Source organism: Myroides sp. LJL119 (genome assembly GCF_054871605.1).
Map to the genome: position 1 here is coordinate 317,294 of NZ_JBTXLO010000002.1, position 25,060 is coordinate 342,353.

Annotated in this window: 16 protein-coding genes; 3 read left to right on the forward strand and 13 right to left on the reverse strand. The window is 33.2% G+C overall.

The window, feature by feature from the left end:
- Positions 1 to 67 precede the first annotated feature (67 nt).
- From purL to ACYSNV_RS04365, 7 genes are all read right to left on the reverse strand, one after another.
- Positions 68 to 3,739 (reverse strand): phosphoribosylformylglycinamidine synthase, encoded by a 3,672-nt coding sequence (gene purL / locus ACYSNV_RS04335; RefSeq protein WP_461761339.1) that lies wholly within the window; start codon positions 3,737 to 3,739, stop codon positions 68 to 70.
- Between the two features lie 416 nt (positions 3,740 to 4,155).
- Positions 4,156 to 4,920, reverse strand: coding sequence for a glycosyltransferase family 2 protein (locus ACYSNV_RS04340; protein ID WP_461761340.1), 765 nt, complete (start codon positions 4,918 to 4,920; stop codon positions 4,156 to 4,158).
- Between the two features lie 319 nt (positions 4,921 to 5,239).
- Entirely contained in the window at positions 5,240 to 7,099 is a 1,860-nt protein-coding gene (locus tag ACYSNV_RS04345) for an LTA synthase family protein (RefSeq protein WP_461761341.1), read from the reverse strand.
- A 90-nt stretch (positions 7,100 to 7,189) separates the two neighbouring features.
- Complete coding sequence (locus ACYSNV_RS04350) at positions 7,190 to 8,011, reverse strand: 2,3,4,5-tetrahydropyridine-2,6-dicarboxylate N-succinyltransferase (RefSeq protein WP_461761342.1); 822 nt, start codon at positions 8,009 to 8,011, stop codon at positions 7,190 to 7,192.
- Between the two features lie 7 nt (positions 8,012 to 8,018).
- Complete coding sequence (locus ACYSNV_RS04355; RefSeq protein ID WP_461761343.1) at positions 8,019 to 8,864, reverse strand: NAD(P)-dependent oxidoreductase; 846 nt, start codon at positions 8,862 to 8,864, stop codon at positions 8,019 to 8,021.
- 819 nt (positions 8,865 to 9,683) lie between these two features.
- Entirely contained in the window at positions 9,684 to 10,157 is a 474-nt protein-coding gene (locus tag ACYSNV_RS04360; protein ID WP_461761344.1) for an Lrp/AsnC family transcriptional regulator, read from the reverse strand.
- A 432-nt stretch (positions 10,158 to 10,589) separates the two neighbouring features.
- Complete coding sequence (locus tag ACYSNV_RS04365) at positions 10,590 to 11,201, reverse strand: hypothetical protein (protein ID WP_461761345.1); 612 nt, start codon at positions 11,199 to 11,201, stop codon at positions 10,590 to 10,592.
- A 434-nt stretch (positions 11,202 to 11,635) separates the two neighbouring features.
- Here ACYSNV_RS04365 and ACYSNV_RS04370 point away from each other — a divergent pair, with 434 nt between their 5' ends.
- Together ACYSNV_RS04370 and ACYSNV_RS04375 are read left to right on the forward strand one after the other, a co-directional pair.
- A complete protein-coding gene (locus ACYSNV_RS04370) occupies positions 11,636 to 11,839 on the forward strand; it encodes a hypothetical protein (protein WP_461761346.1) in 204 nt (67 codons plus the stop codon).
- Between the two features lie 362 nt (positions 11,840 to 12,201).
- Positions 12,202 to 12,405 (forward strand): hypothetical protein, encoded by a 204-nt coding sequence (locus ACYSNV_RS04375; protein WP_461761347.1) that lies wholly within the window; start codon positions 12,202 to 12,204, stop codon positions 12,403 to 12,405.
- A gap of 889 nt (positions 12,406 to 13,294) precedes the next feature.
- Here ACYSNV_RS04375 and ACYSNV_RS04380 read toward each other — a convergent pair.
- Together ACYSNV_RS04380 and ACYSNV_RS04385 are read right to left on the reverse strand one after the other, a co-directional pair.
- Positions 13,295 to 15,727: a TonB-dependent siderophore receptor gene (locus ACYSNV_RS04380; RefSeq protein WP_461761348.1), complete on the reverse strand. Its 2,433-nt coding sequence runs from the start codon at positions 15,725 to 15,727 to the stop codon at positions 13,295 to 13,297.
- 106 nt (positions 15,728 to 15,833) lie between these two features.
- Positions 15,834 to 16,811, reverse strand: coding sequence for an ABC transporter substrate-binding protein (locus ACYSNV_RS04385; RefSeq protein ID WP_461761349.1), 978 nt, complete (start codon positions 16,809 to 16,811; stop codon positions 15,834 to 15,836).
- A gap of 990 nt (positions 16,812 to 17,801) precedes the next feature.
- Between ACYSNV_RS04385 and ACYSNV_RS04390 the strand changes: the two genes are divergently transcribed.
- Positions 17,802 to 18,497: an SMI1/KNR4 family protein gene (locus ACYSNV_RS04390; RefSeq protein ID WP_461761350.1), complete on the forward strand. Its 696-nt coding sequence runs from the start codon at positions 17,802 to 17,804 to the stop codon at positions 18,495 to 18,497.
- 200 nt (positions 18,498 to 18,697) lie between these two features.
- Here the strand turns inward: ACYSNV_RS04390 and ACYSNV_RS04395 are convergent, their stop codons facing one another.
- The 4 genes from ACYSNV_RS04395 to ACYSNV_RS04410 all read right to left on the reverse strand — a co-directional run bounded on the left by ACYSNV_RS04395 (position 18,698) and on the right by ACYSNV_RS04410 (position 25,049).
- Positions 18,698 to 19,525: a GLPGLI family protein gene (locus ACYSNV_RS04395; protein WP_461761351.1), complete on the reverse strand. Its 828-nt coding sequence runs from the start codon at positions 19,523 to 19,525 to the stop codon at positions 18,698 to 18,700.
- Positions 19,526 to 19,558: 33 nt separating this feature from the next.
- Positions 19,559 to 20,257: an ABC transporter ATP-binding protein gene (locus ACYSNV_RS04400; protein WP_461761352.1), complete on the reverse strand. Its 699-nt coding sequence runs from the start codon at positions 20,255 to 20,257 to the stop codon at positions 19,559 to 19,561.
- Between the two features lie 9 nt (positions 20,258 to 20,266).
- Positions 20,267 to 21,745, reverse strand: coding sequence for a DUF5687 family protein (locus ACYSNV_RS04405; RefSeq protein WP_461761353.1), 1,479 nt, complete (start codon positions 21,743 to 21,745; stop codon positions 20,267 to 20,269).
- 247 nt (positions 21,746 to 21,992) lie between these two features.
- Positions 21,993 to 25,049, reverse strand: coding sequence for a DNA polymerase III subunit alpha (locus ACYSNV_RS04410; protein WP_461761354.1), 3,057 nt, complete (start codon positions 25,047 to 25,049; stop codon positions 21,993 to 21,995).
- Positions 25,050 to 25,060 lie beyond the last annotated feature (11 nt).

A 25,060-nucleotide genomic window follows, 5' to 3' on the forward strand; every position in this document is an offset into this window, starting at 1 on the left:
GTATAAAAAAAAGCGGCTATTTTAATTATTATAAAATAGCCACTTTTTTAATATTATTTTTTACCTACTATTTGTTTGAATTTTGTTCAATCCATTCTCTAGCATTCACAAAGGCTTGCATCCAAGGAGAAACTTGATCGTTTCTATCTTCTGGATAATTAGCCCAGTGCCACTGGAATAAAGAACGCTCAATATGAGGCATCATCACTAGGTGACGACCTGTTGTATCACACATCATAGCTGTATTGTAATCCGATCCATTAGGATTGGCTGGGTATTGATCATAGGCGTATTTAGCAACAATGTTGTAAGCGCTTTCAGATTCAGGTAAGTTAAATTTACCTTCTCCATGTGAAATCCACACCCCTAGAGTTGAACCAGCTAGGTTGGAAAGCATCACCGAGTTGTTTGGATTAATAGTAACAGAGGTAAAGTTACTCTCGTGTTTACCCGAGTCATTATGTAACATTTTACCATGTTGTTTATGCTCTGGGTTGATTAATTCCAACTCCATAAATAATTGACAACCATTACAAATACCCACCGAAAGAGTATCTTTTCGTGCAAAGAAATTCTTAAGTGCCGTATTGGCTTTTTCGTTGTATAAAAACGCACCTGCCCATCCTTTGGCAGAACCTAGAACATCGGAATTAGAGAATCCTCCTACAGCTCCAATGAATTGGATATCTTCTAAGGTTTCTCTACCGCTGATAAGGTCAGTCATATGAACATCTTTTACATCAAATCCTGCTTTATACATCGCATTGGCAACCTCTCTTTCTGAGTTACTACCTTTCTCGCGAATAATAGCAGCTTTTGGACGTGGTTTACTTGGATCAATAACAGGAAGCTTACCTTGGAAATTCTCTGGGAATACAAAGTTTAAAGGCTGATTTTTATAATTGTTATAACGATCAGTTGCTTTGTTGTTCTTGGTTTGTTTTTGATCTAATAAATAAGATGTTTTAAACCAAGAGTCTCTTGTTTTTTCAACGTCAAAGGTAAAAGAGTCATCAAAGTTTTCAATGCTTACCTGAGGCTTTTGCGTTACTTGACCTATTTTTACAGCCTTGATTCCTAACCCTTGTAATTCCGATTCAAATTCTTTATCATCGCTTGGTTGGATAACTAGGGCAATATTTTCGTTAAATAAGGCCTTTACGGTATCTTTTTGATTTAAACCAGATAGGTTGAAATCTGCCCCTAGGTTTGTATCGGCAAATGTCATTTCTAATAAGGTTGTAATAAGACCACCACTACCGATATCATGACCGGCTTTAATTAATCCTTTATTAATTAAACTTTGTATGGCGTTAAAAGCTTTTTTAAAGTAAGCAGCATCTTTAATATCAGGTGCTTGATTACCTATTTTGTTTAGAATCTGTGCAAATGAGCTTCCCCCTAGTTGTAACTCATCTTGCGATAGATTTATATAATAGATAGAACCACCAGTTTTACTTAACACAGGTTCTACAATTTTTGTTATATCTGTTGTATTACCAGCTGCTGAGATAATAACAGTTCCTGGTGCAATTACATCTTTATCTGCATATTTCTGCTTCATAGATAAAGAATCCTTTCCAGTAGGGATGTTTATTCCAAGTTGGATTGCAAAATCAGAACAAGCCTCTACCGCTTTATACAAACGAGCATCCTCTCCTGGGTTATTACAAGCCCACATCCAGTTTGCAGACAAAGAAACACTTTGTAGACCATCTTTAAGTGGGGCCCAAATAATGTTAGTTAAAGCCTCTGCAATAGCATTTCTACTTCCTTTTGCAGAATCAATTAAACTTACAATAGGAGCATGCCCTATACTGGTAGCAATACCTTGTTTACCATTAAAATCCAAGGCCATTGCACCTAGGTTATTTAATGGAAGTTGTAATGGTCCAACACATTGTTGTTTGGCAACGCGACCTCCAACACAACGGTCCACTTTATTGGTTAACCAATCCTTACAAGCCACAGCCTCTAATGAAACTAGTTGCTGTAAATAACTAGGTACAAGCTTTACATCGTAGTTTAAGTCTTGGTATTGTTTATCTATGGTGGTATCCTGCATAACGGTCTTTGGTGAACTACCAAACATATCGGCTAAAGCAAAATCCATTGGTTTATCTGATTTGGTTTTGGATTGGATTGTAAAACGATCATCGTTTGTTACCTCACCCACTGTGTACATAGGGGCTCTTTCTCTTTGAGCAACTCTAGCTAAGGTATCAATATCTTTTTTTCCAATTACAAGACCCATACGCTCTTGGGATTCATTTCCGATTGTTTCTTTAGCAGATAAAGTCGGATCTCCCACTGGTAATTTATCCAAATCAATGTTTCCTCCGGTTTGCTCTACTAATTCAGATAAACAGTTTAAGTGACCACCAGCTCCATGATCGTGAATCGACACAATTGGATTGTGATCCGATTCTACCATAGCGCGAATGGCATTGGCAGCTCTTTTTTGCATCTCCGGATTAGAACGCTGAATAGCGTTTAATTCAATTCCTGAGCCAAAGGCTCCTGTATTGGCCGAAGATACTGCAGCTCCTCCCATACCAATTCGGTAGTTTTCTCCACCTAGGATAACAATTTGATCTCCTTGATTAGGTTTGTGTTTAATGGCCTGGTCTAATTTACCATACCCAATACCTCCAGCTTGCATAATTACCTTATCATAACCTAAGATTTGGTCTTGATCTTGATGCTCGAAAGTTAGGATGGAACCTGTAATTAATGGTTGACCAAATTTGTTTCCAAAATCAGAAGCTCCATTGGATGCTTTTATTAAAATATCAATTGGGTTTTGGTATAACCATTGTCTTTGTTCCACGGCTTGTTCCCAAGGGCGATCTTCTAGTAAACGAGAATACGCAGTCATATAAACAGCCGTTCCTGCTAAAGGTAAAGAACCTTGTCCACCAGCTAAACGATCGCGAATCTCTCCACCAGATCCAGTAGCTGCACCATTAAAAGGCTCTACTGTGGTAGGGAAGTTGTGAGTTTCGGCTTTTAAAGAAATAACCGAATCGAATTCTGTTTCTTGATAAAAGTCTGGTTTATCTGCAGTTTTAGGTGCAAACTGTGTTACTTTAGGTCCTTTTACAAATGCCACGTTATCTTTATAAGCAGATACAATGTCATTTGGATTTAGTTTAGAAGTCTTTTTAATTAAATTGAATAAAGAACTTGGCTTTTCTTGTCCATCAATTATAAAAGTACCTCCAAATATTTTGTGACGACAATGTTCAGAGTTAACTTGGGAGAAACCAAATACCTCTGAGTCGGTTAATTTACGTTGTAATTTTGTAGATAAATCATTTAAATAATCCACTTCCTCAGGACTTAGTGCTAATCCTTCTTGCTTGTTATAAGCTTGTATATCATCTATGTAAATGATTGGTTCTGGAGCAATGTCTACAAAAAATAAATTTTGGTTTAATTCTGCGAATTTTTGAGATAACATTGGATCAAAATCCTCTATGTCTTGTTGTAAGTGAAACTCTTCAATACGCACGATTCCTTGAATCCCCATGTTTTGGGTGATCTCTACTGCATTGGTACTCCAAGGGGTAACCATACTAGCGCGAGGCCCCACAAATGAGTTTTTAATTGTTAACTGATCAATGTGTTGTGCTTGTCCAAATAACCAGTTTAACTTTTGGATATCTTCATTAGATAAATCGTTCTGTGACTCTACAGCATAGAACTTTCTCGAAGGGTTTTCGAAGAAATGAATCATTATGTTATGAATATTAAGTTGTTGTTGTAAGGTGCAAAAGTAGTTTAAAAAACTCAAAATAAAAAACTAAACTTAAGGGCTTGTTTCACTTAAATAAAGAGCCAATTTTTCTGAGAGAAAATCAAAGAGAAGGTTTTGATTATTAACAAAAAATAAAGCCGAACAACTCTAAAAAACGATTTTTATTCAAAGCAGGTCAAAAAGGGAGATTAACACCTTTAAATTCGCAAGTAGGTATTGCCAAATAGGGGTAGTGAATTGTAAAAACACACCGGATGTAATAGTTAAAAGAGAATCTAAAGGATTTTGTAATTCTGCGAGAAAGTATTCATGGCAAAAAAAGGGTAGTTTTTTAAAAACAACAACAAAAACTAACACTTAGATTAAATATTTATTTTTTTTGGGGTAAAGGTATTTTATTTAGGAATATTGTTTCGCAGCATCCAAAGTTTTGCATAGCGAGTAAAAGTGGCGTAACTTCCTAAAAAGGCCAGTATTATCCCAGGGGTTCCATCTCTAAATCCTTGCCTTATTACATAGTGTTTAAAAAAACGAAATCCCGGTTTTAAGATAAGGTGATAAATTCCAATTTCTTGGGTTGTTTTAGTGTTAAAATCTTGCGCTTGTAATTCGGCGTATCGATTTAATTTTGAGATATGTCTATCAAAAGAGGTATAGGTATTGTGGTATAATTTGTTTTTTAAAACATGTGTTGTTCCATTTACAAGCATGTTTTCATGGACCATATTAACATAATGACAATCCTTGGGTTTAAAAAGACGAATCACACTATCGTTTTGATAGCCACCAAAGCGTATAGGTTTATTAAAAAAATGATTATCTCTAAAGAACCAATATGCATTGTAGTTATCCAATTTGCCTTGTTGGATAATTTGTTGAATTTCTTGTGTTAACTCGGGGGTTAGTTTTTCGTCGGCATCTAAAAGTAAGACCCACTTTGTTTTAACTTGCGATAAGGCCCAGTTTTTTTGTCTGGAGAAATCATCAAACTTTCTAAATAACACTTGGGCTCCCATTTGTTTGGCAATCTCTGGGGTGTTATCACTACTGTAGGAATCAACTACGATAATCTGTTTTACGATATCTTTGGCAGAATTAATGCAAGCTGCGATGTTATGTGCCTCGTTTTTTGTACAAACAAGTAGTGTTATAGCGTCCATGTAGCTTTTTAATAGTGTTGTTTTAAGTATTAAAAACACAAAGTTACAATATCAAAAAACAAATCTACTTCTATTAAGAATTATTTACAATTTATTTAGTGTCAAAAAATTACATTTTTATTATATGTTTAACTCTACTTGTTTTATTCTAAAGATATTAACGTTTTTGTTTTTTTGATTATTAAAAATAATTTATAATAATTATACATAGCGCATTTATGAGAAATTAGCAAAAAAAAGTCCCAAAGTGTCCTATCACTTTGAGACTCTGCGCTACGATAAATAGCGTATATAAATTAAATTATTGATTTTAATTGAGTTATGGTAGTAATTCATTGTTTTTCACCCTATGGTTGAAGGTTTGAATATAGGCCTTTAAAAATCCCTCCATTTCTTTTAAAATTTCTGTTTCTTGATTTTGTAAATCATTGGATAAAGTAGGGTCTTGTTTAAAGTTATATAATCCTATAGTTTTTTGACCGTCAAAGGCTAGGTAATAATCGTTATGGATATAATTATATACGTTGTTAAGGTAATTTACAACAAAATCTTGTGGGGATAAATAACTTTTTCCAAAACTAACAATCTTGGTATTGATTTGTAAATAGTCCATTAAACTAGGGAAAATATCAATTTGTTGAAAGTTTTTAGTTTCCGTTTTTACCGGTATTCTCGAATCATAAGGAGCGTAGAATAGGATAGGGATTCTAAATTTCCCTACATTGGTTTTAAATTCGGGATCTTGTGGTTCGGATGAGGTGTGGTCTGCCATGATAATAAACAAAGTATCTTTAAACCATGATTTTGTTTTTGCATTTTCAAAGAACTGTTGTAAAGCATAATCCGCATAGGCTATAGATTCATGTATCTTAGCGGTTCCTTTTGGGAATTTACCTTGATATTTTTGTGGTATTGTATAAGGATTATGTGAAGAGATGGAGAAAAAAGTAGCAAAAAAAGGTTGTTTAAACTCATCTAGTTTATCGCTGAAAAATCCTAAGAACTCTTCATCAAAAATTCCCCAAGTACCATCAAAGGCCTCTGGACCTTGGTATTGATCTTTACCGTAATATTCTTTGAACTGTGCCACTTGAGAATACTGATCAAAGTTTTGACTACCGTTAAACGCGCCGTGGAAAAAAGCGGTATGGTAACCGTTTTGATTTAAAATCTCAGGTATGGTATTTACCTGATTCACCGCATAGCTAGACGAGATATAGGTGCGATTCATTAAACTAGGTATACTTGAGATACTCGAAGGAACCGCGTCTATGGAAACTTTTCCATTTGCAAATCCATTTTCAAAGTAATAGCTGTTTTTTGTAAGCTCATCCATAAAAGGAGTTAGCCCCTTAAACATGGTTTCTCTACCTAGGCTTTCTATGATTAGTAAAACCACGTTTTTCTTGTTTATCGAGTCGTATTGGAACTCAAGAATTGGCCAATAGATTTGTTGTAATTCTTGTTGATCATAGAAATTCATTTCTTTTAAATCCTCACTCTTACCCATTGTTTTTAATACCGAAAAGGGAGTATTTAAAACCAGAGCTGTGTTTTTAATAGATCCATAGGTTACTGCATCCACCAGACGAAGAGGTTTTTTTTGAAAACCACCTCTTCCTAAAAGCACCATTAATCCAGTTACTAGTAAACAGCTGAAAATTCCCAATACACTTAAATAACTTCGTGTTACTCGGTAATTAATTCGGCTATATAATCCAAAGGATATTAAAATAGTTAGTAGTATAAAAAGTGGTATATACCAAAACTCCACGATAAAACTTTTTAAAAGACCAGGAAGTTCTTGCTCCATACCATTGGCTGTGATAAAGGCATAGGAGCTTCTTCTACCGATGAATTTAAAGTACTCATAGTCGACAAAGTTTAAACAAACAAACAATATATTTACCAGGTAAAAACTATAGAATAGAAATTTCTGATATCCTTTTCTAGTTTGGAAATACCCTGGAAATAAACTAAGTAGAGCAAAAATAATATTGATATACCCAAGGGTGGCCAAATCAAAGCGCATACCTCCCAAGATGGTCTTAAACTCAATAGGGTCTAATAGACTCTTGTTGTAAAAGTAGAAACCGAATCTAACTATTTGATAGAAAATGAAAAATAAAAAAAACCTTTTGATAAATACAATTAAGGCTTTAGAGGTAAATTGATGCATTGGAATAATAAGATAAAATAATAAAAATAAAAATAGCCCATAGAAAAAATCTGTGTAAGGCTATTTTAGTTTAGTGTATCTAATTTAAAATTAAACCGATAAGTCGTAATGTCTAAGGGTTTGATTTAAAGATGTTTTTAAATCGGTTGATGGCTTTCTTTTACCAATAATTAAAGCACATGGAACTTGAAAATTCCCTCCTGGAAACTCCTTGGTGTAACTACCGGGAATAACCACCGAATCCTTTGGTACGTATGCTTTGTGATAAACGGGTTGTTCTTGACTTACATCGATAATTTTAGTGGAACTGGTAATAACTACATTGGCCCCTAGAACTGCTCTTTTTCCAATTCTAACTCCTTCGACAATAACACATCTAGATCCAATAAAAGCATCGTCTTCTATGATAACCGGACCGCTTTGTAAAGGCTCTAGTACCCCACCGATACCAACACCTCCGGAAAGGTGAACATTTTTGCCAATTTGAGCGCAAGAACCTACCGTTGCCCAAGTATCTACCATAGTTCCTGAGTCAATATAAGCGCCAATATTTACGTAACTAGGCATTAATGCTACCCCAGGGGCGATATAGGAACCATAACGAGCTACGGCATTGGGAACTACTCGAATGTTTTTATCTTGGTAGTTTCTTTTAAGAGGTATTTTATCATTGTATTCAAAAATACCAACTTGGAAGCTTTGCATATCTTGACTAGGGAAATAAAGCAAGATTGCTTTTTTTACCCATTGATTTACAACCCAGGTATCTTGTTGTTGGTAAGCCACGCGAATTTCTCCTTTATCCAAAAGTTCTATCGCTTTTTCAATAGCACGCAGTGTTTTTGATGTTTTTACTAATTCTTGGTTTTCCCAAGCATTTTCAATTAGGGACTGTATTTCAGCTAGTTTCATAGGCATGTTATGTTGATTGAATCGCTTTAATAACGGCCATTAAGTCCTTGTCCCCTAGGCCTGATTCTTCGGCCCTTTGGTAGGATTGTTTAATGGTTTGTAAAAGGGCGGTGTTCCAACCTAAATCCTGGGCGAGATTTAAGTCCTTTAGCATAAACTTTAAAGGAAAAGCACTTGGGTATTGATCCTGTAAAACACTTGGTGTTTTTATTTTAGTCATACCCGATCCACAGGCTCCTTGATTAACTATTTGACTCATAATTAAAGGGTCTATGCCTTGGCTTTTGGCAAATAGCATTGTTTCTGCAAATCCTTGTACCACCACGGACATATAATAATTAATAGCCAATTTAGCTTTACTTGCACCTTGGTTTTGTCCTAGATAAAAACTACAAGAGCCCAATATTTCAAAATAAGGTAGATTATCTAGGTAGTCTTTTTCTTGACCTGATACTAAAAACATTAATGTACCATCGGTAGCTGGCTTTACACTTCCTGATACGGGAGCCTCCAGGTAAATGCCTTTTTTATCACTTACTAATTGACTTAATTCCTTGGAACACTCGGGTGAAATAGTACTGCAATTAATAAAGGTTTTTGACACAAGGTCTAAATCACGCATTTTTTCAAAGGTCTCCAAGCAAATTTGATCATTTGGAAGGGTGATAAACACAACCTGGGTTTTTTCAATAAATGCAGCAAAATCTGAAATGGGACTGCCTCCCATATCTATAGCCAAACTTGTCTTGTTTGGATCTCTAACAAAAAGATTTACTTTTTTTTTGGCTTTTAATAAATTTACAGCCATTGGAGTGCCCATGTGGCCCAAGCCAATCCATCCGAGTGTTTGCATGAAAGATGTGTTTTTTTAGATTAGTAGATTAAAACAAGAAATTTATATCTGTTTTAAAAAGCTAAGTCATTTTTTTTTATAAAGTATTTTTACTTGAAAAAAAGCTACAACAAATATACTAAAAATCACTTTGGAGTCAAACAAATATATTTGGACAAAAAAACAACGACCAAGCAATTAGTTAGCCTATTAATGGGTTAAATATGGGATATTGTTTTTTGAAAAATTTTATTAAAATCCATTTATATTGTCCTTTTTAATAAATCAATAGGTTTTTTAAGGGGGTAAATTGTTTAAAAACACGAATTGTTGTGTAAGAAGTTGAAAAAACAAGGGGTGGGTGAAATATATCTATGTTTTTAAAAAAACAGTTGCTATATTTGCTAAAGAGTTAATCACTGTTTTTAAACACTGGTTGTTTTTACCAGATATTGTTATTACTAAATAGAATTTGATGTGTCTTAGCACTGAGTTTGTTTTGGATGTGAAAAAGCATGAAAAATAAGCAAAAAAGCATATCAAATAAAGTACCAACAAACAGTGGTCCTTTAAAATGCATATGCTTTTTTGTTTACCAAAAGGCTTTGTGAAAAAAGGATGGTCTTCCTTGGTTTAAAAAAGACCATTATTATATTTATTTTTTTTAAAATTAGAGATCCGATTGATGGATTTGTTTGTCATCTATCTTGTTTTCTAATTTAACTTATTACACAGCTAGACTTTAAACTTTGGATAAAGAGTACCTTGTAAGTGGTGATTTTTCACTTTTTATTCATTGTTTAAGCTAGTGTAAATCAATTTCTAAAAAAATCCAATAGATCAATCAATTAAATGTACCGCGATATTGTGTTTGTTTTTAATCTCACGCATAACAAAAGAACTATGGGTACTTCCAATACTATCTAAAGAGGATAATTTATTGAATACAAAATCTTGGTAATGTCTCATGTCATTGGCGTATACTTTAAGTAAAAAATCATACTCTCCAGATACGTTATAACACTCAACTACTTCATCAATTAAAAGTATATCCTCTACAAACTTATTATTAAAGAGTCTTTTGTGTTGCTTTAGTTTGATATGGCAAAACACAATAAATCCTCGATTTAATTTCTCGGGGTTGATAAGGGCAATGTACTTTTTAATAAAACCTTCGTTTTTAAGTCTTTTTATACGCTCAAACACTGGTGTGGGGGAAAGGTTTACCATTTGAGCGATTTCTTTTGTGGTTAAATCACAGTTGTCTCCTAGTATCTCAAGGAGTTTTAGATCAATTGTGTCTAGATTGTGCATAGGGGTCTTTAATTAGGTTAGCGTGAGTAAAAGTAAATAAAATACTTGTAATACTAACCTTGTTTTTTACTTGTGGGTTAATTTATTATTTGTGAGAGATTTAACCTATAGAGTTAGTTTGGTGTAAATTAGCTGATATAGTTTTTAAAAAGGTTAAAGAATCTCTTGTAGTTAAGCCTTTTGGTAACTCTATTGGGTGGTGTTTTTTAAGTGGGGTAAAGATGGGGTGAAAAACAAGGAAGATTAGCTAAAAATAAGCTTTTAGTTAGGTAAAAAGGATGTGGTTTTATTTATTATTTAAAACACATCCATGGGCAGTTTAGTAGTAAAAACTAGTGTTTTTCTACTTATTATTTTGTTTTAAGACTGGCTTTTTTAATGGGCGGTTCACTAAAAACTAGCTCCAAAGGTAACAAGAGCTGGTTTGCTGGGTTAAAATGATAGGTTGATAATACGGTTTAATTTTTCTTTATCCACCTGGGTTGGCGCCTGAGCGTAGAGTTCACTTTTTAAAAGACTTACTATATGAAAAAAGTCAACCGAGATGTTGTCATAATAGGCCTCTAAATCACTTTGTGTTCTTTGTGGTACTTGTTTTAACTTTTTGCTTTCCGAGAGTAAATTACCAACCAGGTCCAATATCTGGTTGTAGGTAGCATCGGAGGTATGCATTTGTAAAAAACCTATTTCAAATAAAAGGTCTTGTAGGTTTATAACCTCCCTATCCATGGATTTATCTTGACTTAGATGTAATGGAAGGTTTTCTTTTTGTAAAAGAATATTTAATTGGGTTAAAAACTGAAAAAATACTTTTTGCTTTTTTATAAAGACTCTTAGATTTCGCTCTCTCTCTAATTCACTTTTAGTTTGCCCTTGTAGTAGCAATACGGTAATAATTGCTGTAATTACCACACCAAGTAATGTTCCGAAGAACTGCGCTGGGAGGGAGCCTAATTCGAAGATTTCAAAAGTTACTGCTGTAATTAAAAAAACAATTGTACACACTACAATTCCAACTCTGGCCCAGTTAATGTTCTTTAGCATAGGGTAAAAAGGTATTAAAGTAAATCTATGGTTTGCGCTTTTTTATTGTTTAATAAAGTATAGGCTTTTAATGTAAAAGATATACAGTAACAAATTACGAATTATTTTATATATCCTGTTGTAAAAAAATTAATTCTTTATCAATAAATAATAGGGTGGTAGTAATTACAGATGATAATGTTAATATTTTATTAACGCAGTAAGGGTGTTGCGTTAGTGTTTTAGTTAAAAAGTGGTGAAAAACGAATATTTATGATTAAATTTTACTATTTACGTAATATTTTTAAGGGAAATGTTTTATTAATGTTAAGTCAAGGTTATTGAATTTTAAAAGAGTCTTGTAATGCTAAAAAACTATTAAATTACTTTAAAAACACCCAGAATGTATTTTTTAATTACTATGTTTACCTAAGTGAAATATAAAAAACAATGCTATGCGAACACGTTTTATGTTTGATTTTGCAAAGACAGTTTTAGTGAATGTCAGCTTTGATCCAAAATTATTCTACAAAGAATTAGACAAGGCTTTAAAGAATTTATTACCCTATGATGTAGAACAATTAGGACATTGGGTTAGTGGTTATGTTAAAGGTAAACCTGAATTAAAACAATCATTAGATTTAATTGAATTATATTAGAACTTTTAAGTAAGTCTTTGAGCTGTAACATTTTTGTTGCAGCTTTTTTTTTGACTTATTTAAAATCTTTCCCAACAATTTTTTTATAAGCTACATTCTTTAGTTAGCTACTCGATGTGTGTTTTTTTCTTTTTTTGGTATTAAAGCCACTAGAGGTTCTCTCAAAGTAAAGATACCCCGGTGTGTTTTATTGTAAAAAACACAAAAAATAAACAATATATGCTTATATAATATAAATTTTAAGAAATAAAAATACAATATGTAAAAATATGTAATTTTGATTAATAAAAAGTTAATGTTTTTTTGTAGAACTATTTTTTTTGTTATGTTTGTTTATAGGTTAAATATAATCTTTAAGAATTATGAATACACGTGCTATGTTTGATTATGTGAAAACGGTATTGGAAAATGTAAGCTTTGATCCAATACTATTTCAAAAAGAATTAAAAAAGGCAATACGTAACCTTTTACCCTATGAACTAGAAAAGTTGATTAATTGGGCTAAAGCATATATAAAGCAAAAGCCCGAGTTGCATGAATCTTTATATTTAATAGAGTCTACCTAAATAAGACTTATTAAATTTATTAAGCACAATTGTTATTTTAAAGATTTGTTCTTTAAAGCAATTGACTAAGAAAATTACCTAAAGGGGACAAGTATTCTTGTTAAATAGAGCAAAAAATGCTCTACAAAAAAAAGCAGAAAGACAATAGAAAATCGTGTACAAGTTCGTATTTACGCTTTTTAAAACACTTAACATGGAATAACAAGCTTGTTTGTAGGTAAATTATTAAACATACCCTTTTACAAACTTTTAAAAACAGTTGTTTAGCCCTTGCTTTACAACTGTTTTTTTTTGCTTGAATTCCAAAGGGTTAAAAGGTAAATGTAAAAATTACTTCAGCATGAGTAAAAAGGTAACAACTAGTTGTTTTTGGTATGTATAAACCTTAGGGGTAAAAAAAGACTAGTAAGAGTAAATCCTTTGTTTTTAGAGCTTGATTTTGTTATTTAAAATCAAACGATGTATTACCAAGGTGTCTAATTAAAAGGCGTATTTTTAGATCAGAGGCTTTTTTTGTATTGCGGCCTTAAAGATCCTGGTTTAGGAGTCTCCCCTTAAGTAAGGGTTAAAAAAAAAACAAGTTTGATTTAAAAAAAGCAAAGGCTTTAGATATGATTTTAGCAAAGATTAATTAAAAAACTACTAAGTACTTGATGGTTTTATTAGTCTTATATAGTTTTGCGTTTTGTTTGTATAACAATCTGACAAACCTACTTTATAAACTCTATTAGATTAGATAACAAGCTAATTTAATTAGATAACAAGGTAATTTACTTTTAGGTGAATTTAAGTTATAATAATAAACGACTGTAATAAAATATAATTACAGTCGTTTATTGTATTTTTAGTTTGCTAGGTGTTTTAAAAAACACACTTAAAGAGAAATCATTTAAAAATGATAGCTTACATTAACGGTAATGTTTCTTGGTGATCCTGCAAAAACTCGGGTATAGTCAAAGCCTCCTAAAAAGTAATATTTATCAAAGATGTTATTTAAGTTTACACTTAATTTTAATTGATCTTTTTGGTAATACATCGCCGCGTTAAAAGTTGTGTAACTAGGTAGATATCCCCATATGGTATTGCCTTGGGAATCTTTCTCAAAACTATCATTAAGCCTTCTTTGGTCTACGTAGTAGCCTCCTAAGCCTACCCCCAAACCTTTAAATTTGGTATTTAACAAGGTGTATTTAATCCATAGGTTAGCCGAGTTTTTAGGTGCTCCAGCCAGTGGCTGACCATCTTCACTTGAATTAGAGGAGTTTTTAACCTGGGTGTTGTTATAGGTGTAATTGGCCATGATTTGCAAAGCCTTAGAGAACTGACCTCGTACATCTAATTCTACCCCTTGGGAGATTACCTTACCAGCTTGACGATAGTGGGGAAGACCTGAGTCTCCAACGATACCGGTTTGCATTAACATATTCTCTCTAGCGATATGAAATACAGCTAAATCCATTTGTAGCTGTTCTTTGAAAAACGTTGACTTTACACCTGTCTCTACTTGGAAACTTGACTCGGACTTAAAGGGCTTGTCGCTTCCATAGGATTTATAATCTACCACAAAGTTAGCTGCAATTGGTACATATCCTTTGGAATAGCTTGCAAAAACATTGATATTTGGATCCACCGTATAGGTAAGACCTAGCTTTGGTAGCCATACGTTTTGGTGAGCTTTGTAAATAATTGGCGTATCGGTGGATTCACTTTGGTGGTTCTCATAGCGTAAGCCCAAAAGAACCTTCAAGCGGTGTTTGTAATTAAATTGATTTTGCATATAAATCCCTGTACTTTGATAAGGACTCATAAACGGGTATTTTGAATTGTCTCTCCAGATGTAGTTGCTTAAATCCGCTCCTTGATAAATTGGATCTTCTAGATTAAAAGTAAGAGGTACTATTTGCCCGTCAATTCGCTGACTTCTGGCCTCTCTTTGATAACTATTCTTATCGGGTTTGTAACTAGCATAATCAACGGCAACAATGGCGTGATTTTGTATGTTGTCCGAATAAAGATCCCATTTTAAATACGAAACTAAATTATTGGTGTACTCTTTACCATGTCGGTCAAAAAAACGCAGGTTTACAATCGTATTAGCAGGTGGATTAGCAAAGGAATTTAATGTTCTGTGTTCGTTTAAATCCTCCTGGTAGCTTGATTGCATATAATTTACATGGAAATTTAAATCTGGGGTAATTCTTTGACTCAAACCAGCGCTTAAAGTGATGGTTTTTGTTCTAAAATAATCCGAAGGTTGACTTAGTGTGAAACTACGTGGTAAGGCGTATAGTTGGTCTGATAAAATACTCATTCCTCGGTCTAAATATCCGTTGAACTTATCAAAAACCATGTCTATTTCTAGCTTTGTAGTCTCAAAGGGTTTAAATACAAAGGAGGGTGCAAATAGAAAGTTTTCTCGGTTGTTTATATCGCGAAATGTTTTGGAGGTTTCATAACCTGTATTAAGGCGGTATAGTGCCTTTTTATCTTTACTTAACGCACCTGTAATATCTAAACTAGTTCGTATGGTTTGAAAACTTCCCCCAGCCACTTGTATGTTACCGCCAAATTCTTCCTGTGGTTTTTTTGTGATCATATTAATGGTTCCCCCTGGGGCGATATCACCAAAAAGCGATGCCCCTGGACCTTTTAACACCTCTATACTCTCTAGGTTAAGAATCAAAGGAGATCGGTAGTAACTCTCCCCAAAACCATAAGCAGAGCGCATACCATTAATCAAGCGGTACCCTGTATCATAGCCACTTTTAAACCCTCTGATTACAAACTCATCATAAGAAGAGGCTTGGGTTACCCCGGCAAGGTCTTGGGTAATATCGCTTAATTGGAAGGCCTGTTTGTCTTGCATTAACTCACTAGAAACTAAAGAAACCGATTGAGGTAGGTCTTTTAAAGTACCGGAATACTTTCCAGATAATACTGCCGAATTACTCAAATACGAGTTATCCCTTTCTATGGTTACCAGCACTTCTTGTAATTCTTGTATTTGGTTTTGTAATATAATGTTGGAATTATTAATCCTATTTAAGTTATCCTTTGTAATTTGTAAATATTTATTTTCATAACTAGGTAGGCTAATTTGTATAACAAAGGGTAATTCTATGGCTTTTTCAATAAAAAACTCTCCTTTGTTATTGGTTTGTAAAACCAGTTGATTGGCCACAATTACATCGGCCAAGGCCAAGGAATTGTTATCTTGATCTACCACTTTGGCTTGAAAAAAAGCCTTGCTTTGCCCATAGGTGAAAAAGCTAAATAAGCAGCAAATAACTACTATTAGATAATTTGATAGAACTTTGTTCATAGGTTAAAAATGTATGGTGAAAAATATATAAAAGCCTTTGATGTTTAAAAAACAGAGCTCTTTTTCAAGCAAGGCTTTTTAAGTGTTGAAATTCCTTTGTATATGATTATTGTTTGTAACCGGGGTAGAATAATTCAAGAGCTTGTTGTAATTCGGCTTGAAACTGCTTTTCAGGATAAATCTCTGGGTAACACCAAGCTTGGAGTTGCTTGCTAAAAAGTACAATCTTAATGGTATGTGGGTTATAATAAAACGCCGGAGAGAGCTGATATACTTGCCTGTTTTTAACTAACGGTAGATTAGCCAGTTCACTTAAAGAATACACATCCGAAATTGGTGTGTTCCACAAAACCATCATATCTGGATTCCACTTGTATAAGGTCTCTGGGTTTATATTTGGTGCATCCACGTTAAATGGACAAGCATTTATGGCTCCAGCGCTAGTAATCACATAGTCCATTAAAGAGCCTTTACCCGATGTGGATAGTACTCTTCCTTTACTCCAACTATAATAAATACTCTTTTTTTGATCCTCTGGTATTTTTTGGGCTCTTTGTAAAAGAGCTTGTTTTTCTGTGTTGTAGTAATCAATTAGTGTTTCAGCCCTTTGTTGCTTGCCAAGTAAACTAGCTACTCCAAGAAACTCATCAACTAAGGATTCCTGATTGGATCCATCTACGGTAAATACTTTATAACCTAAAGACTCTAAGTGATCCACCGTGTTTTGTTCCTGTTGCATTAAAACAATTAAATCGGGATTTAAAGCTACAACCGATTCCACATTAATTGCTCTCCCGTTTATAGTTGGAGTGGGTATTTGTTTGTTTTTAATTCGAGGATCAAGATTGGATAAAAAATTATAAATATCTGTTTGTGTATAAGTTTCTAAGGGAATTCCAATTAATTTATCTTGAGCCTGTAGCATGTAAATCTGCTCAACAAAAGGAGTAAAGAGAACCGCTAGGCGTTTACTTGGATGATCCATGGTTATTTCTTTACCGCGGCTATCGGTAACAGTGATTTTTGAATCCAAGGGCAAAACTTGTTGGTTCTTTTGCTTACAGGCGCTTAATAAAACACTCATAATGCAAGTACTCACCAATAAAAACAAGAAATTTTTAAAAGCAGTTCTCATAAATTTTAAATAAAAATGTTAATACAAAAATAGTCTAAAAAAGTCATAATTAGACACTTAAATGTCACTTTTCTCTACTAAAATACACCTTTAGGGAAATTGGTGTGCTAATTTGGTGTTTTTGGTTGTTATTAGATGTAAAAACACTTGTTTTTAGCGAGTTAAGTTTTTTAAAGCAATGCAAATTTAACGCTACATTGGGTTTTGTAGTAGCACTAATCTTGAATATTATAGCCTAAAATCTTTATTTTTGTGCTAGTCTTAGATAATGTAAATTATTTTACAAAGTAGTTACCTATAAAAATAGGCAAACAAGTAAGTGTTTTAAGGATAAAGGGACTGTATTACACCCTGTAATACAGTCCCTTTTGAAGGCTTAATTGGTGATTCTACAAAGCATATAATGCTTATATCTTTGTATTATTAAAAAATGAAAGAAAAAATGATTTGTTTGTTTAATTAGCCTAACTTTTAATGTGTTTGATTAGTTACTATTAAATAAAACCTTTAAGGAGATTTACCCCATACTATTTATTTTTTATTTAGATCTTAAAAACAATTTAAAAGTTGTTTTTATTGAAATATAAATGATTTAAAAATGTTATTTTATGTTAAAAGAAATGTATTAATTATTTTTTATTGATTTTATATTGATTATTTGTTAAATACAATTTACTTAAAAAATGCCTTGTCAGGTGGTGTTAATTAGCCGGGTTTTCTCTGGGAATTAAAAAGTTGATTTTTCCTAGGGAATTAAAGCCTTATCATGGGTTGGATATGGCGTAAATACATAGAAAATAGATATATTTTAAACTAGTGCATTACTCTAAATAAGTTTTAAATAAGTAGAAAATTAGTGTTGTTTATTAAAATGTGGTGTTTTTAATTCGGTTAATTAGTTAAATTTTGTATATTGTAGTAAGATAAATAAGGATTTTTATGAAGCTATTATATTCGTTTCCTGATTTAAACAATCAAATGTTAGATCAGCAAATACAGGTTCTAGACCAAATGTTTGGATTTAAAGATTTGCCACAAGACTACAAAGATTTTTTGCTTAAAGCCAACGGTGGTTTTGTTAGTCCCGGGATTATTGATCTTAGTGATTCACAGCTTGATTATAAACAAGTTTGTTTTGATACTATATTAGAAAAAGCTGCGGATAGCTCGGATGTGATTTCTCCTAGTTTATATAGTTTTTCCGCCGTGTGGCTAAATGAATTAATGGATAAAGACAAGGTGGAGAATTGGGATTTGTTTGAACTAACTTCAAGTAATAACTATTTGCATGCTTATTTGAATATTATGCCTGATAATATGCTTAGTATAGCCAGTTGCAATGGTAGAAATCACGATGATATGATATGCTTGAGTCTAGATCCACAAGAATTTGGAAGTGTTTACTATTATTATAATAATGTAAATGGACCGCAAAAATTTTCCGGTGATTACCATCAAAAGGCATTGCAAGAGCTTTACGATACTTACCATATAACCAAAGATACTTTTTTGTCTAGTAATACCCCGGAGCATGAGGCTATTTTTAATGCGTTGAAAAAGACTTATTTTGTAAAGGTAGCCCCGAGTTTCACGGAGTTTTTAAAACAATGTTATACCAAAGAAACAACGGTATAATTAATAATTTCATATTTAGGTTGGGTGCCCTTTTTTAAAGGGAAAAAAAAACAAGGCTATAAGGGCCTTGTTTTGTTTTTAGGAAGTTCCTTAGACTAGGAACCTCCAAGAATTATAGATTTACTTTCTAACTACAGAATCCATTGACTTGTTGGGCTTATAAACCCCTAGCTGTATTTGATCTGTGTTTTTATATTTTATTAATAATTTCTATCAATTGGATTTCCCCAGGTTTTTCTTTTAACTTTATTGCTAGGTGGATGTTGATCGGCGTATTCTGCATTTTTTGGGTGTAATTCCACAAGAGAATCAAAAAAAGATTTATTATAATAGATTTTTTGTAATTTTTTGAATTCCTCATAATTGACCTCCGTGTACTTCTTTGGAGTTAATTCTTCAAAATCCACTAGGTTTGTTTCACTATATAGTAGTTCAAATTCGTAGTGATTCTCACTATCATATGCCTTAACTACCAAACCAGGTAGATTGTTAAATAAATACGGACCACTATTGGCAGGAATTTGTGCTGTAAATAAAGCATACCAAACTCGTCCACCATAATTTGTAGTAGCCTTTTGAACTGTATATCCATGCCAATCTAACAAAGTTGGGTCAATTTCCCAGATCAGTTCTTGTTTTGGTTGTGTAAGACAATAATTTTTAAAGTCTAATGTTACATATAATTGATTGATGTCTTGCGTATTTACAACATGCCAAGAAAATACAGGGTGAGTAGCACCTATTAATCCCATAAGATTTTCCCTATGATTTTCTTGACTAAAATTCTTTTTGCTAACGGCTTTGATTCCTTGTTTTCTTTTTATGTGATCCTTGTCCGCAAACACGCTACCTTTTTCACTAATATCTAGTACAGCTACCCCATGAGAGAACTTATCTGGTTGTGTTTTATCAGTAAGTACTTTACTTTGGTAAATGTATCTAGTTACATTAGTAAGTGAATCTTGTTTGTCTTGAGCCCATATGCTAAAGGTAGAGAGCAAAAAACACAGGGAAATAATCTTTTTCATAAGTTTTTCAAGTTATATTACTACCTAATATAGTTAAATAATTTCAAAAGAGCTTTGTAAATGGTCAAAGGTTATTTCATTTGTCATTACATCGTTTTTAATTTGTCCTTTCTCTAGTGTAATAATACGGTGTGAAACCTCATAGGTGTGTTGTAAGTCATGGCTAGAGATAATGATGGTAATTTGCTTGTTTTGCATTTTGTTTTTAACCAATTCTTTTAATCGATGTTGGGTAGTTGGATCTAGATTAGCAAAAGGCTCGTCTAATATCACTACTTTGGGATCTCCCATAAAGGCGGCAACAATGCCTACCTTTTTTTGATTCCCCTTAGAAAAATCACGTAAGTATTTTTTTTGATTTAAGATTTCATGGTTAAAAAAACTTTCAAACTCTTGTAAGTATTGTTCTACCTGTTGTTTTGTCATGTTTCTTAATTCACCAACAAAATTAAAATACTCCTCCGGAGTAAGGTATCCAATTAAAAATGAATCATCAAAGAACGATCCTGTGTAGGGTTTCCACTGTTCACTTTTGTTTACCACATAGCCCAAATTTGTAATACTTCCTTGGCTTGGAGAAATAAGGTCTAATAAAAGACTGAAAAAAGTAGTTTTTCCTGCCCCGTTATTACCCACTAACCCCAGGCTTTGCCCTTGAGGAATTTCTAAATAGGGAATGTTTAATACCGTTTGGTTATTATATACTTTCTGTAAATTATCTACTGTTATCATGATTATTTCTTACTTAGATTTAAAAGCTTGTATTGTACTGTATTTCTCTTTTTTATATAGTTTTTCAATTCGTTTAAAGGCTGCGTTTTGAAAGAATATACCTATTAAACCTGTTAGGGTTAAAAGACCTAGGCCTGCCCAAAATCCCATAATAATATCTCCGATATAGTAAATAATAAAGGGTAGAATTAACTTGGGTAAAGAAATAAGCATAACCTTTAGATTAAAGGCATTTTTATCGCCAAATACATTTTTATTAGCCGTTAAATCCACAGGAGATTTTAAAAAAGCGCCGCCCCATAGAACAATATAAGCGTTGATACCAATATTGAAAACACCTGTTGCTAGGATTAAATAAACCAGCTCCATACTTGTATTTATATACAAAAGACAACCTAGCATGGAGATACAGGTTCCCATGCAAATGATAAGCCATTTGGACTTTAAATAATTTTTATAGGTAATGTTTTGGGTCATCATAAAGCTATAATACGAAGAATCCCAACTTGGAACATACTGACCAAACATCATTAAAAAGCCTCCTGAGACAAAAAAGGCCACAAAAATCAACATAAAAGCCGGATATTCTCCACTGGCATTAGGCCTTAGAATTAAAAAACCATAGAACATAAACAATAAGCTCATAAATACCGTTGTGCGAGCTCTTTTATTTCTGATTATCAGTAGAATGTCATTTTTTAAAAAGCTAGAATAGGTACCAAAATGATCCAAGAAATCCATCTTTAAATTTGAAGCTTTTTCAATCTTTACCTGTAAAAGCTCATCTAAATTCATACGATTAAGATAATACGTCTTAGTTAGTTTTATTAAACCTATTAAGATTGCAATATAAATTACCACAAGCCATGGGATTTGATAGATTCCATATAAAAGATATTGGGTATAGGTAGTGATATCTAGGATTTGGAAATACTGAATGGCACCTAAAATACCAAAACAGGCCACCACAATAAAGAAAATCGACTTATAGGATTCGATTAAAATATGGATAAAATGTAGGCTACAAATAATTAAGTAAACCCCTATGGCCCAGGAAATGGTAGAAAAAGGATCTAGTCCTTTGTAAAGGCAAAATCCAACAAAGGGTATTAGAAATAGTAATTGTACAAAGTTAAAGGCGCTTATAAAAGAAGAACCAATATAGAAATTCACAATTTTTGTTTTTGCAATAGGTAAAACAAGTAAAGGCTGAATATTGGCCGTTGGTAGCTTTTGTAAGGTAATTCGCATTACAAGTTCCAAAACTACGTAATAGATAAAAAATCTACTTACCACCTGTAGGGGAGACCCCATGTTTAAGTCCAGTTTCTCTATAATTGCATAGCCTGCTAATCCAAGGGATAAAAAGCACAATCCAAAATAAATAATAGATATCCATTTAAAAATAACAAGGGCAGTGCTCAGGGTTTTATCAGCACTGCGATTTCTTCTTTTGTTTTCAAGAGAAACAAGTAGTTTTTGTATCATGTATAACTAGGTGTTTTAGTTATTAGTACACTTTTTAGTGGATCTGTTACATAAATAAGCGTTTTTTTTTTCATTTAAGTATCTAAGTGGTGCTTTATTATTAATTCTAATAAATTAGTTTAAGCTTTTTTGAAAAAAAAAACCAAAACTAATCTTAATGATGTCCATATGTTATCTAGACCTAGAGAAAATAAAGCATAAATGCAGATAGATGGTAGGTGTTAAAAAAAGCTTTATTAGCGAATTTTTATTTTTGTTTTAAACTATATCTGGGTAAATTAATTTCACTAGCTTTTGGGTAAGGTGCCCGGTTAGTATTGGATAAATCCGTCTTAAAGTTGTTTAAAGCTTTTTGGTTTTCTTGGTCTTTATCATGGAACCTAGGATCTGTAATAAAAGGCATTTTAGCCATTTTTATAACTCGTAGGGTAGGGTGGTGATATTCAATTTGTACCTGAGCCAGTAAAAGATAGCACCCTGGTGTGTTAAAGGGATACTGCTTTAAAGAGTCTGGAAAGTGAACGGTATCAAAATAATTACCCTGGGCGTCAATCCAAGTACCAAAATACATGGTCCCAGCGCTGGTTGGAACATGTTTTTTAGCGATTAAATAACCTAACATACGCACAGTTTTTAAATGATAATCATTTAATTTATCGGCCATAACATCTCCTTTGTAAGAGGTTTTTAATAGGTCAAAAACGCTACAACTTACACAGAAACCAAGTAGTTCTAACTCATCAAAGGCGTCCTCTAATAGACTTCTTTGAAGTTTAGGGAAATTGTAAGTGGCTATGGGCTGTTGTAATAAAGTGGGTTGGCTGGGATAAGTAGATTTACTTAAAAGTAAACGCGCTGTGATAAGTAACTCACTTTTTTGTTTACCAAAACACTTAAAAGACCCTACAAATATTAGGTTTTGTAAAGACTCCATACCAATGTTGATCCGATACACAAAATCCTCTAGACTTTTATAAGGCCCATTTAATTCTCGTTGGGTTATGATTCTTTGAGCGAGCTCTTGATTTAATCCCTGTATAAACATAAACCCTAGGTAGAGATCTTTTTGTTTTAAAGTGGTTGTAATTAGACTATTGTTAATACATGGAGTGTGTATGGTTGCTTTGGCCATCTTGGCCTCGTGAATATAAACCTCGGTGCGATAAAATCCTCCTTGGTTGTTTATAACCGCGGTTATAAACTCCAAGGGGTAATGTACCTTTAAATATAGGCTTTGATAGCTCTCCACGGCGTAAGAAGCCGAGTGGGCTTTGCAAAACGAATAGCCAGCAAAGGACTCTATTTGTCTGTAAATTTCTTGACTAACTTGTTTTGGATGTCCTTTTTGTTTACATAAATCAAAGAAGCGTTCTTTGATTTGGTTAATGGCATTTTTGCATCTTGTTTTCCCACTCATTGCTCTGCGAAGTAAATCCCCATCACTTGGTGGGAGCCCAGCGTATCCCATGGCAATTTTAATAACATCTTCTTGATATACCATTATACCATAGGTTTGGTGTAACTCTTTTTCAAAAACTGGATGAAAATAATCAAACTTATCGGGGTTGTTATGTCGGAAGATGTATTCTTGCATCATACCACTTTGAGCCACCCCTGGTCGAATAATGGAAGAGGCAGCCACAAGGGTTTGATAATTATCGCATTTGAGTCTTTTTAATAAACCTCGCATGGCTGGGCTCTCAATGTAAAAACAACCAATTGTGTTACCCGATTCAAGAGCTAGGTTGCTTTTGGGGTGATCTTTAGATAAACTGATATCTTGTATGTTTATCTGAATGTTTTTATTCTCTAAGATAAGCTGAGTAGCTTCTTTAATATGACCTATACCTCTTTGAGATAGAATGTCAAATTTTTCAAAACCAATATCCACCGCGGTGTGCATATCAAACTGAGCTACAGCAAAGCCCTTGGGAGGATAATCCAAAGCGGTGTAATTGTAAATCGGCTCTTGACTTATTATTACTCCACAAGGATGCATGGTTCTTCGGTTTGGAAACCCCTCGAGCATTTGACCATATAGATGAACTTTTTTTGTTATGGCATTTTTAGGATGATTTTGAACTGGATTATGAGTTAATTCATCTAATTCCGTTTTACAAAGTCCGTATACTTTGCCAATCTCTCGGATAACAGATCGGTATTTAAATCTAGAGATAGCCCCGCAGAAAGCTACGTGGTTTGAACCATATTTATTGAAAATATAATGTAGAATCTCATCTCTTTGATCCCAAGACCAATCGATATCGAAATCAGGAGGAGATTTGCGATTTTCATTTAAAAAACGTTCAAAGTATAGGTTTAACTCCAAAGGACAAACATTGGTTATCCCCAAACAATATCCTACAATACTATTGGCGCCACTTCCTCTTCCAATATGCATAAATCCCCTGGATGTACTATAATTTACTATATCCCATGTTATTAAAAAATAACCACAGAAATTTAATTGGTCAATTACTTGTAGTTCTTTTTGTAAACGCTCTATGGCCTTTGGATTGTTTTTTCCATAAATTCTATGCATTCCCTGGTAAGACAATTTAGAGAGTAATTGCATATCGGATTGTTTACTATGGGTAAAATTGGCTTTATTTCTGGGTTGATTGAATTCAAATTCTAAATTACAATTATCTATAATCTCTTGGGTGTTTTGCACAATAATAGGGTAATTCTCAAAGGATTTTTCCAATTCCCTGGGATCAATAAAACAATGTTGTATTTGGGCTATGGTGTTTTTATTAATTCTCGAAAGTAAGGTATTGTTATCTATGGCCCTTAAAATACTGTGAAGCTCTAAGTGATTTTTATCCTGTATACTAACCGGATGTAGTATAACCATTTTGTGTATAAGGTTTTTGTATTTTTCTTGGTACAAGAAATTTAATTGATCTTTTGTAATCCCTATATAATGATGGTCTTGTAACTGGCATGGAATATTGTTTAAAGGAAAAATAGTATAGCAGTTATTTAAACTAGCCAAAGCGTTATCTAAACAGACCTTATCTTGGTTCAATAAAGAAATAACTTGATTTAATTGACCTATTGCTTGCCAATCTTTTGCCAAACAGATATACCTTTGAGATTCTTGATCCCTAAAGTCAACCCCTATAATTGCTTTGATAGATTGTTTGTTACACTCTTGTATAAATTCATACATGGCCGAGGTATTGTTTATATCGGTTAAAGCCAGACTTGAGATACCTAGTTCCTTGGCTTTTTTAACCAGCTCGGTTGGACTTATAGTTCCATATCGAAGACTATGGGTTGAATGTGAGTTGATAAACATAATACTAACAA

Bases quoted from the DNA above. Each gene is read 5' to 3' on its own strand.
- purL (WP_461761339.1), bottom strand. From the start codon at position 3,739: ATGATTCATTTCTTCGAAAACCCTTCGAGAAAGTTCTATGCTGTAGAG.
- ACYSNV_RS04340 (WP_461761340.1), bottom strand. From the start codon at position 4,920: ATGGACGCTATAACACTACTTGTTTGTACAAAAAACGAGGCACATAAC.
- ACYSNV_RS04345 (WP_461761341.1), bottom strand. From the start codon at position 7,099: ATGCATCAATTTACCTCTAAAGCCTTAATTGTATTTATCAAAAGGTTT.
- ACYSNV_RS04350 (WP_461761342.1), bottom strand. From the start codon at position 8,011: ATGAAACTAGCTGAAATACAGTCCCTAATTGAAAATGCTTGGGAAAAC.
- ACYSNV_RS04355 (WP_461761343.1), bottom strand. From the start codon at position 8,864: ATGCAAACACTCGGATGGATTGGCTTGGGCCACATGGGCACTCCAATG.
- ACYSNV_RS04360 (WP_461761344.1), bottom strand. From the start codon at position 10,157: ATGCACAATCTAGACACAATTGATCTAAAACTCCTTGAGATACTAGGA.
- ACYSNV_RS04365 (WP_461761345.1), bottom strand. From the start codon at position 11,201: ATGCTAAAGAACATTAACTGGGCCAGAGTTGGAATTGTAGTGTGTACA.
- ACYSNV_RS04370 (WP_461761346.1), top strand. From the start codon at position 11,636: ATGCGAACACGTTTTATGTTTGATTTTGCAAAGACAGTTTTAGTGAAT.
- ACYSNV_RS04375 (WP_461761347.1), top strand. From the start codon at position 12,202: ATGAATACACGTGCTATGTTTGATTATGTGAAAACGGTATTGGAAAAT.
- ACYSNV_RS04380 (WP_461761348.1), bottom strand. From the start codon at position 15,727: ATGAACAAAGTTCTATCAAATTATCTAATAGTAGTTATTTGCTGCTTA.
- ACYSNV_RS04385 (WP_461761349.1), bottom strand. From the start codon at position 16,811: ATGAGTGTTTTATTAAGCGCCTGTAAGCAAAAGAACCAACAAGTTTTG.
- ACYSNV_RS04390 (WP_461761350.1), top strand. From the start codon at position 17,802: ATGAAGCTATTATATTCGTTTCCTGATTTAAACAATCAAATGTTAGAT.
- ACYSNV_RS04395 (WP_461761351.1), bottom strand. From the start codon at position 19,525: ATGAAAAAGATTATTTCCCTGTGTTTTTTGCTCTCTACCTTTAGCATA.
- ACYSNV_RS04400 (WP_461761352.1), bottom strand. From the start codon at position 20,257: ATGATAACAGTAGATAATTTACAGAAAGTATATAATAACCAAACGGTA.
- ACYSNV_RS04405 (WP_461761353.1), bottom strand. From the start codon at position 21,745: ATGATACAAAAACTACTTGTTTCTCTTGAAAACAAAAGAAGAAATCGC.
- ACYSNV_RS04410 (WP_461761354.1), bottom strand. From the start codon at position 25,049: ATGTTTATCAACTCACATTCAACCCATAGTCTTCGATATGGAACTATA.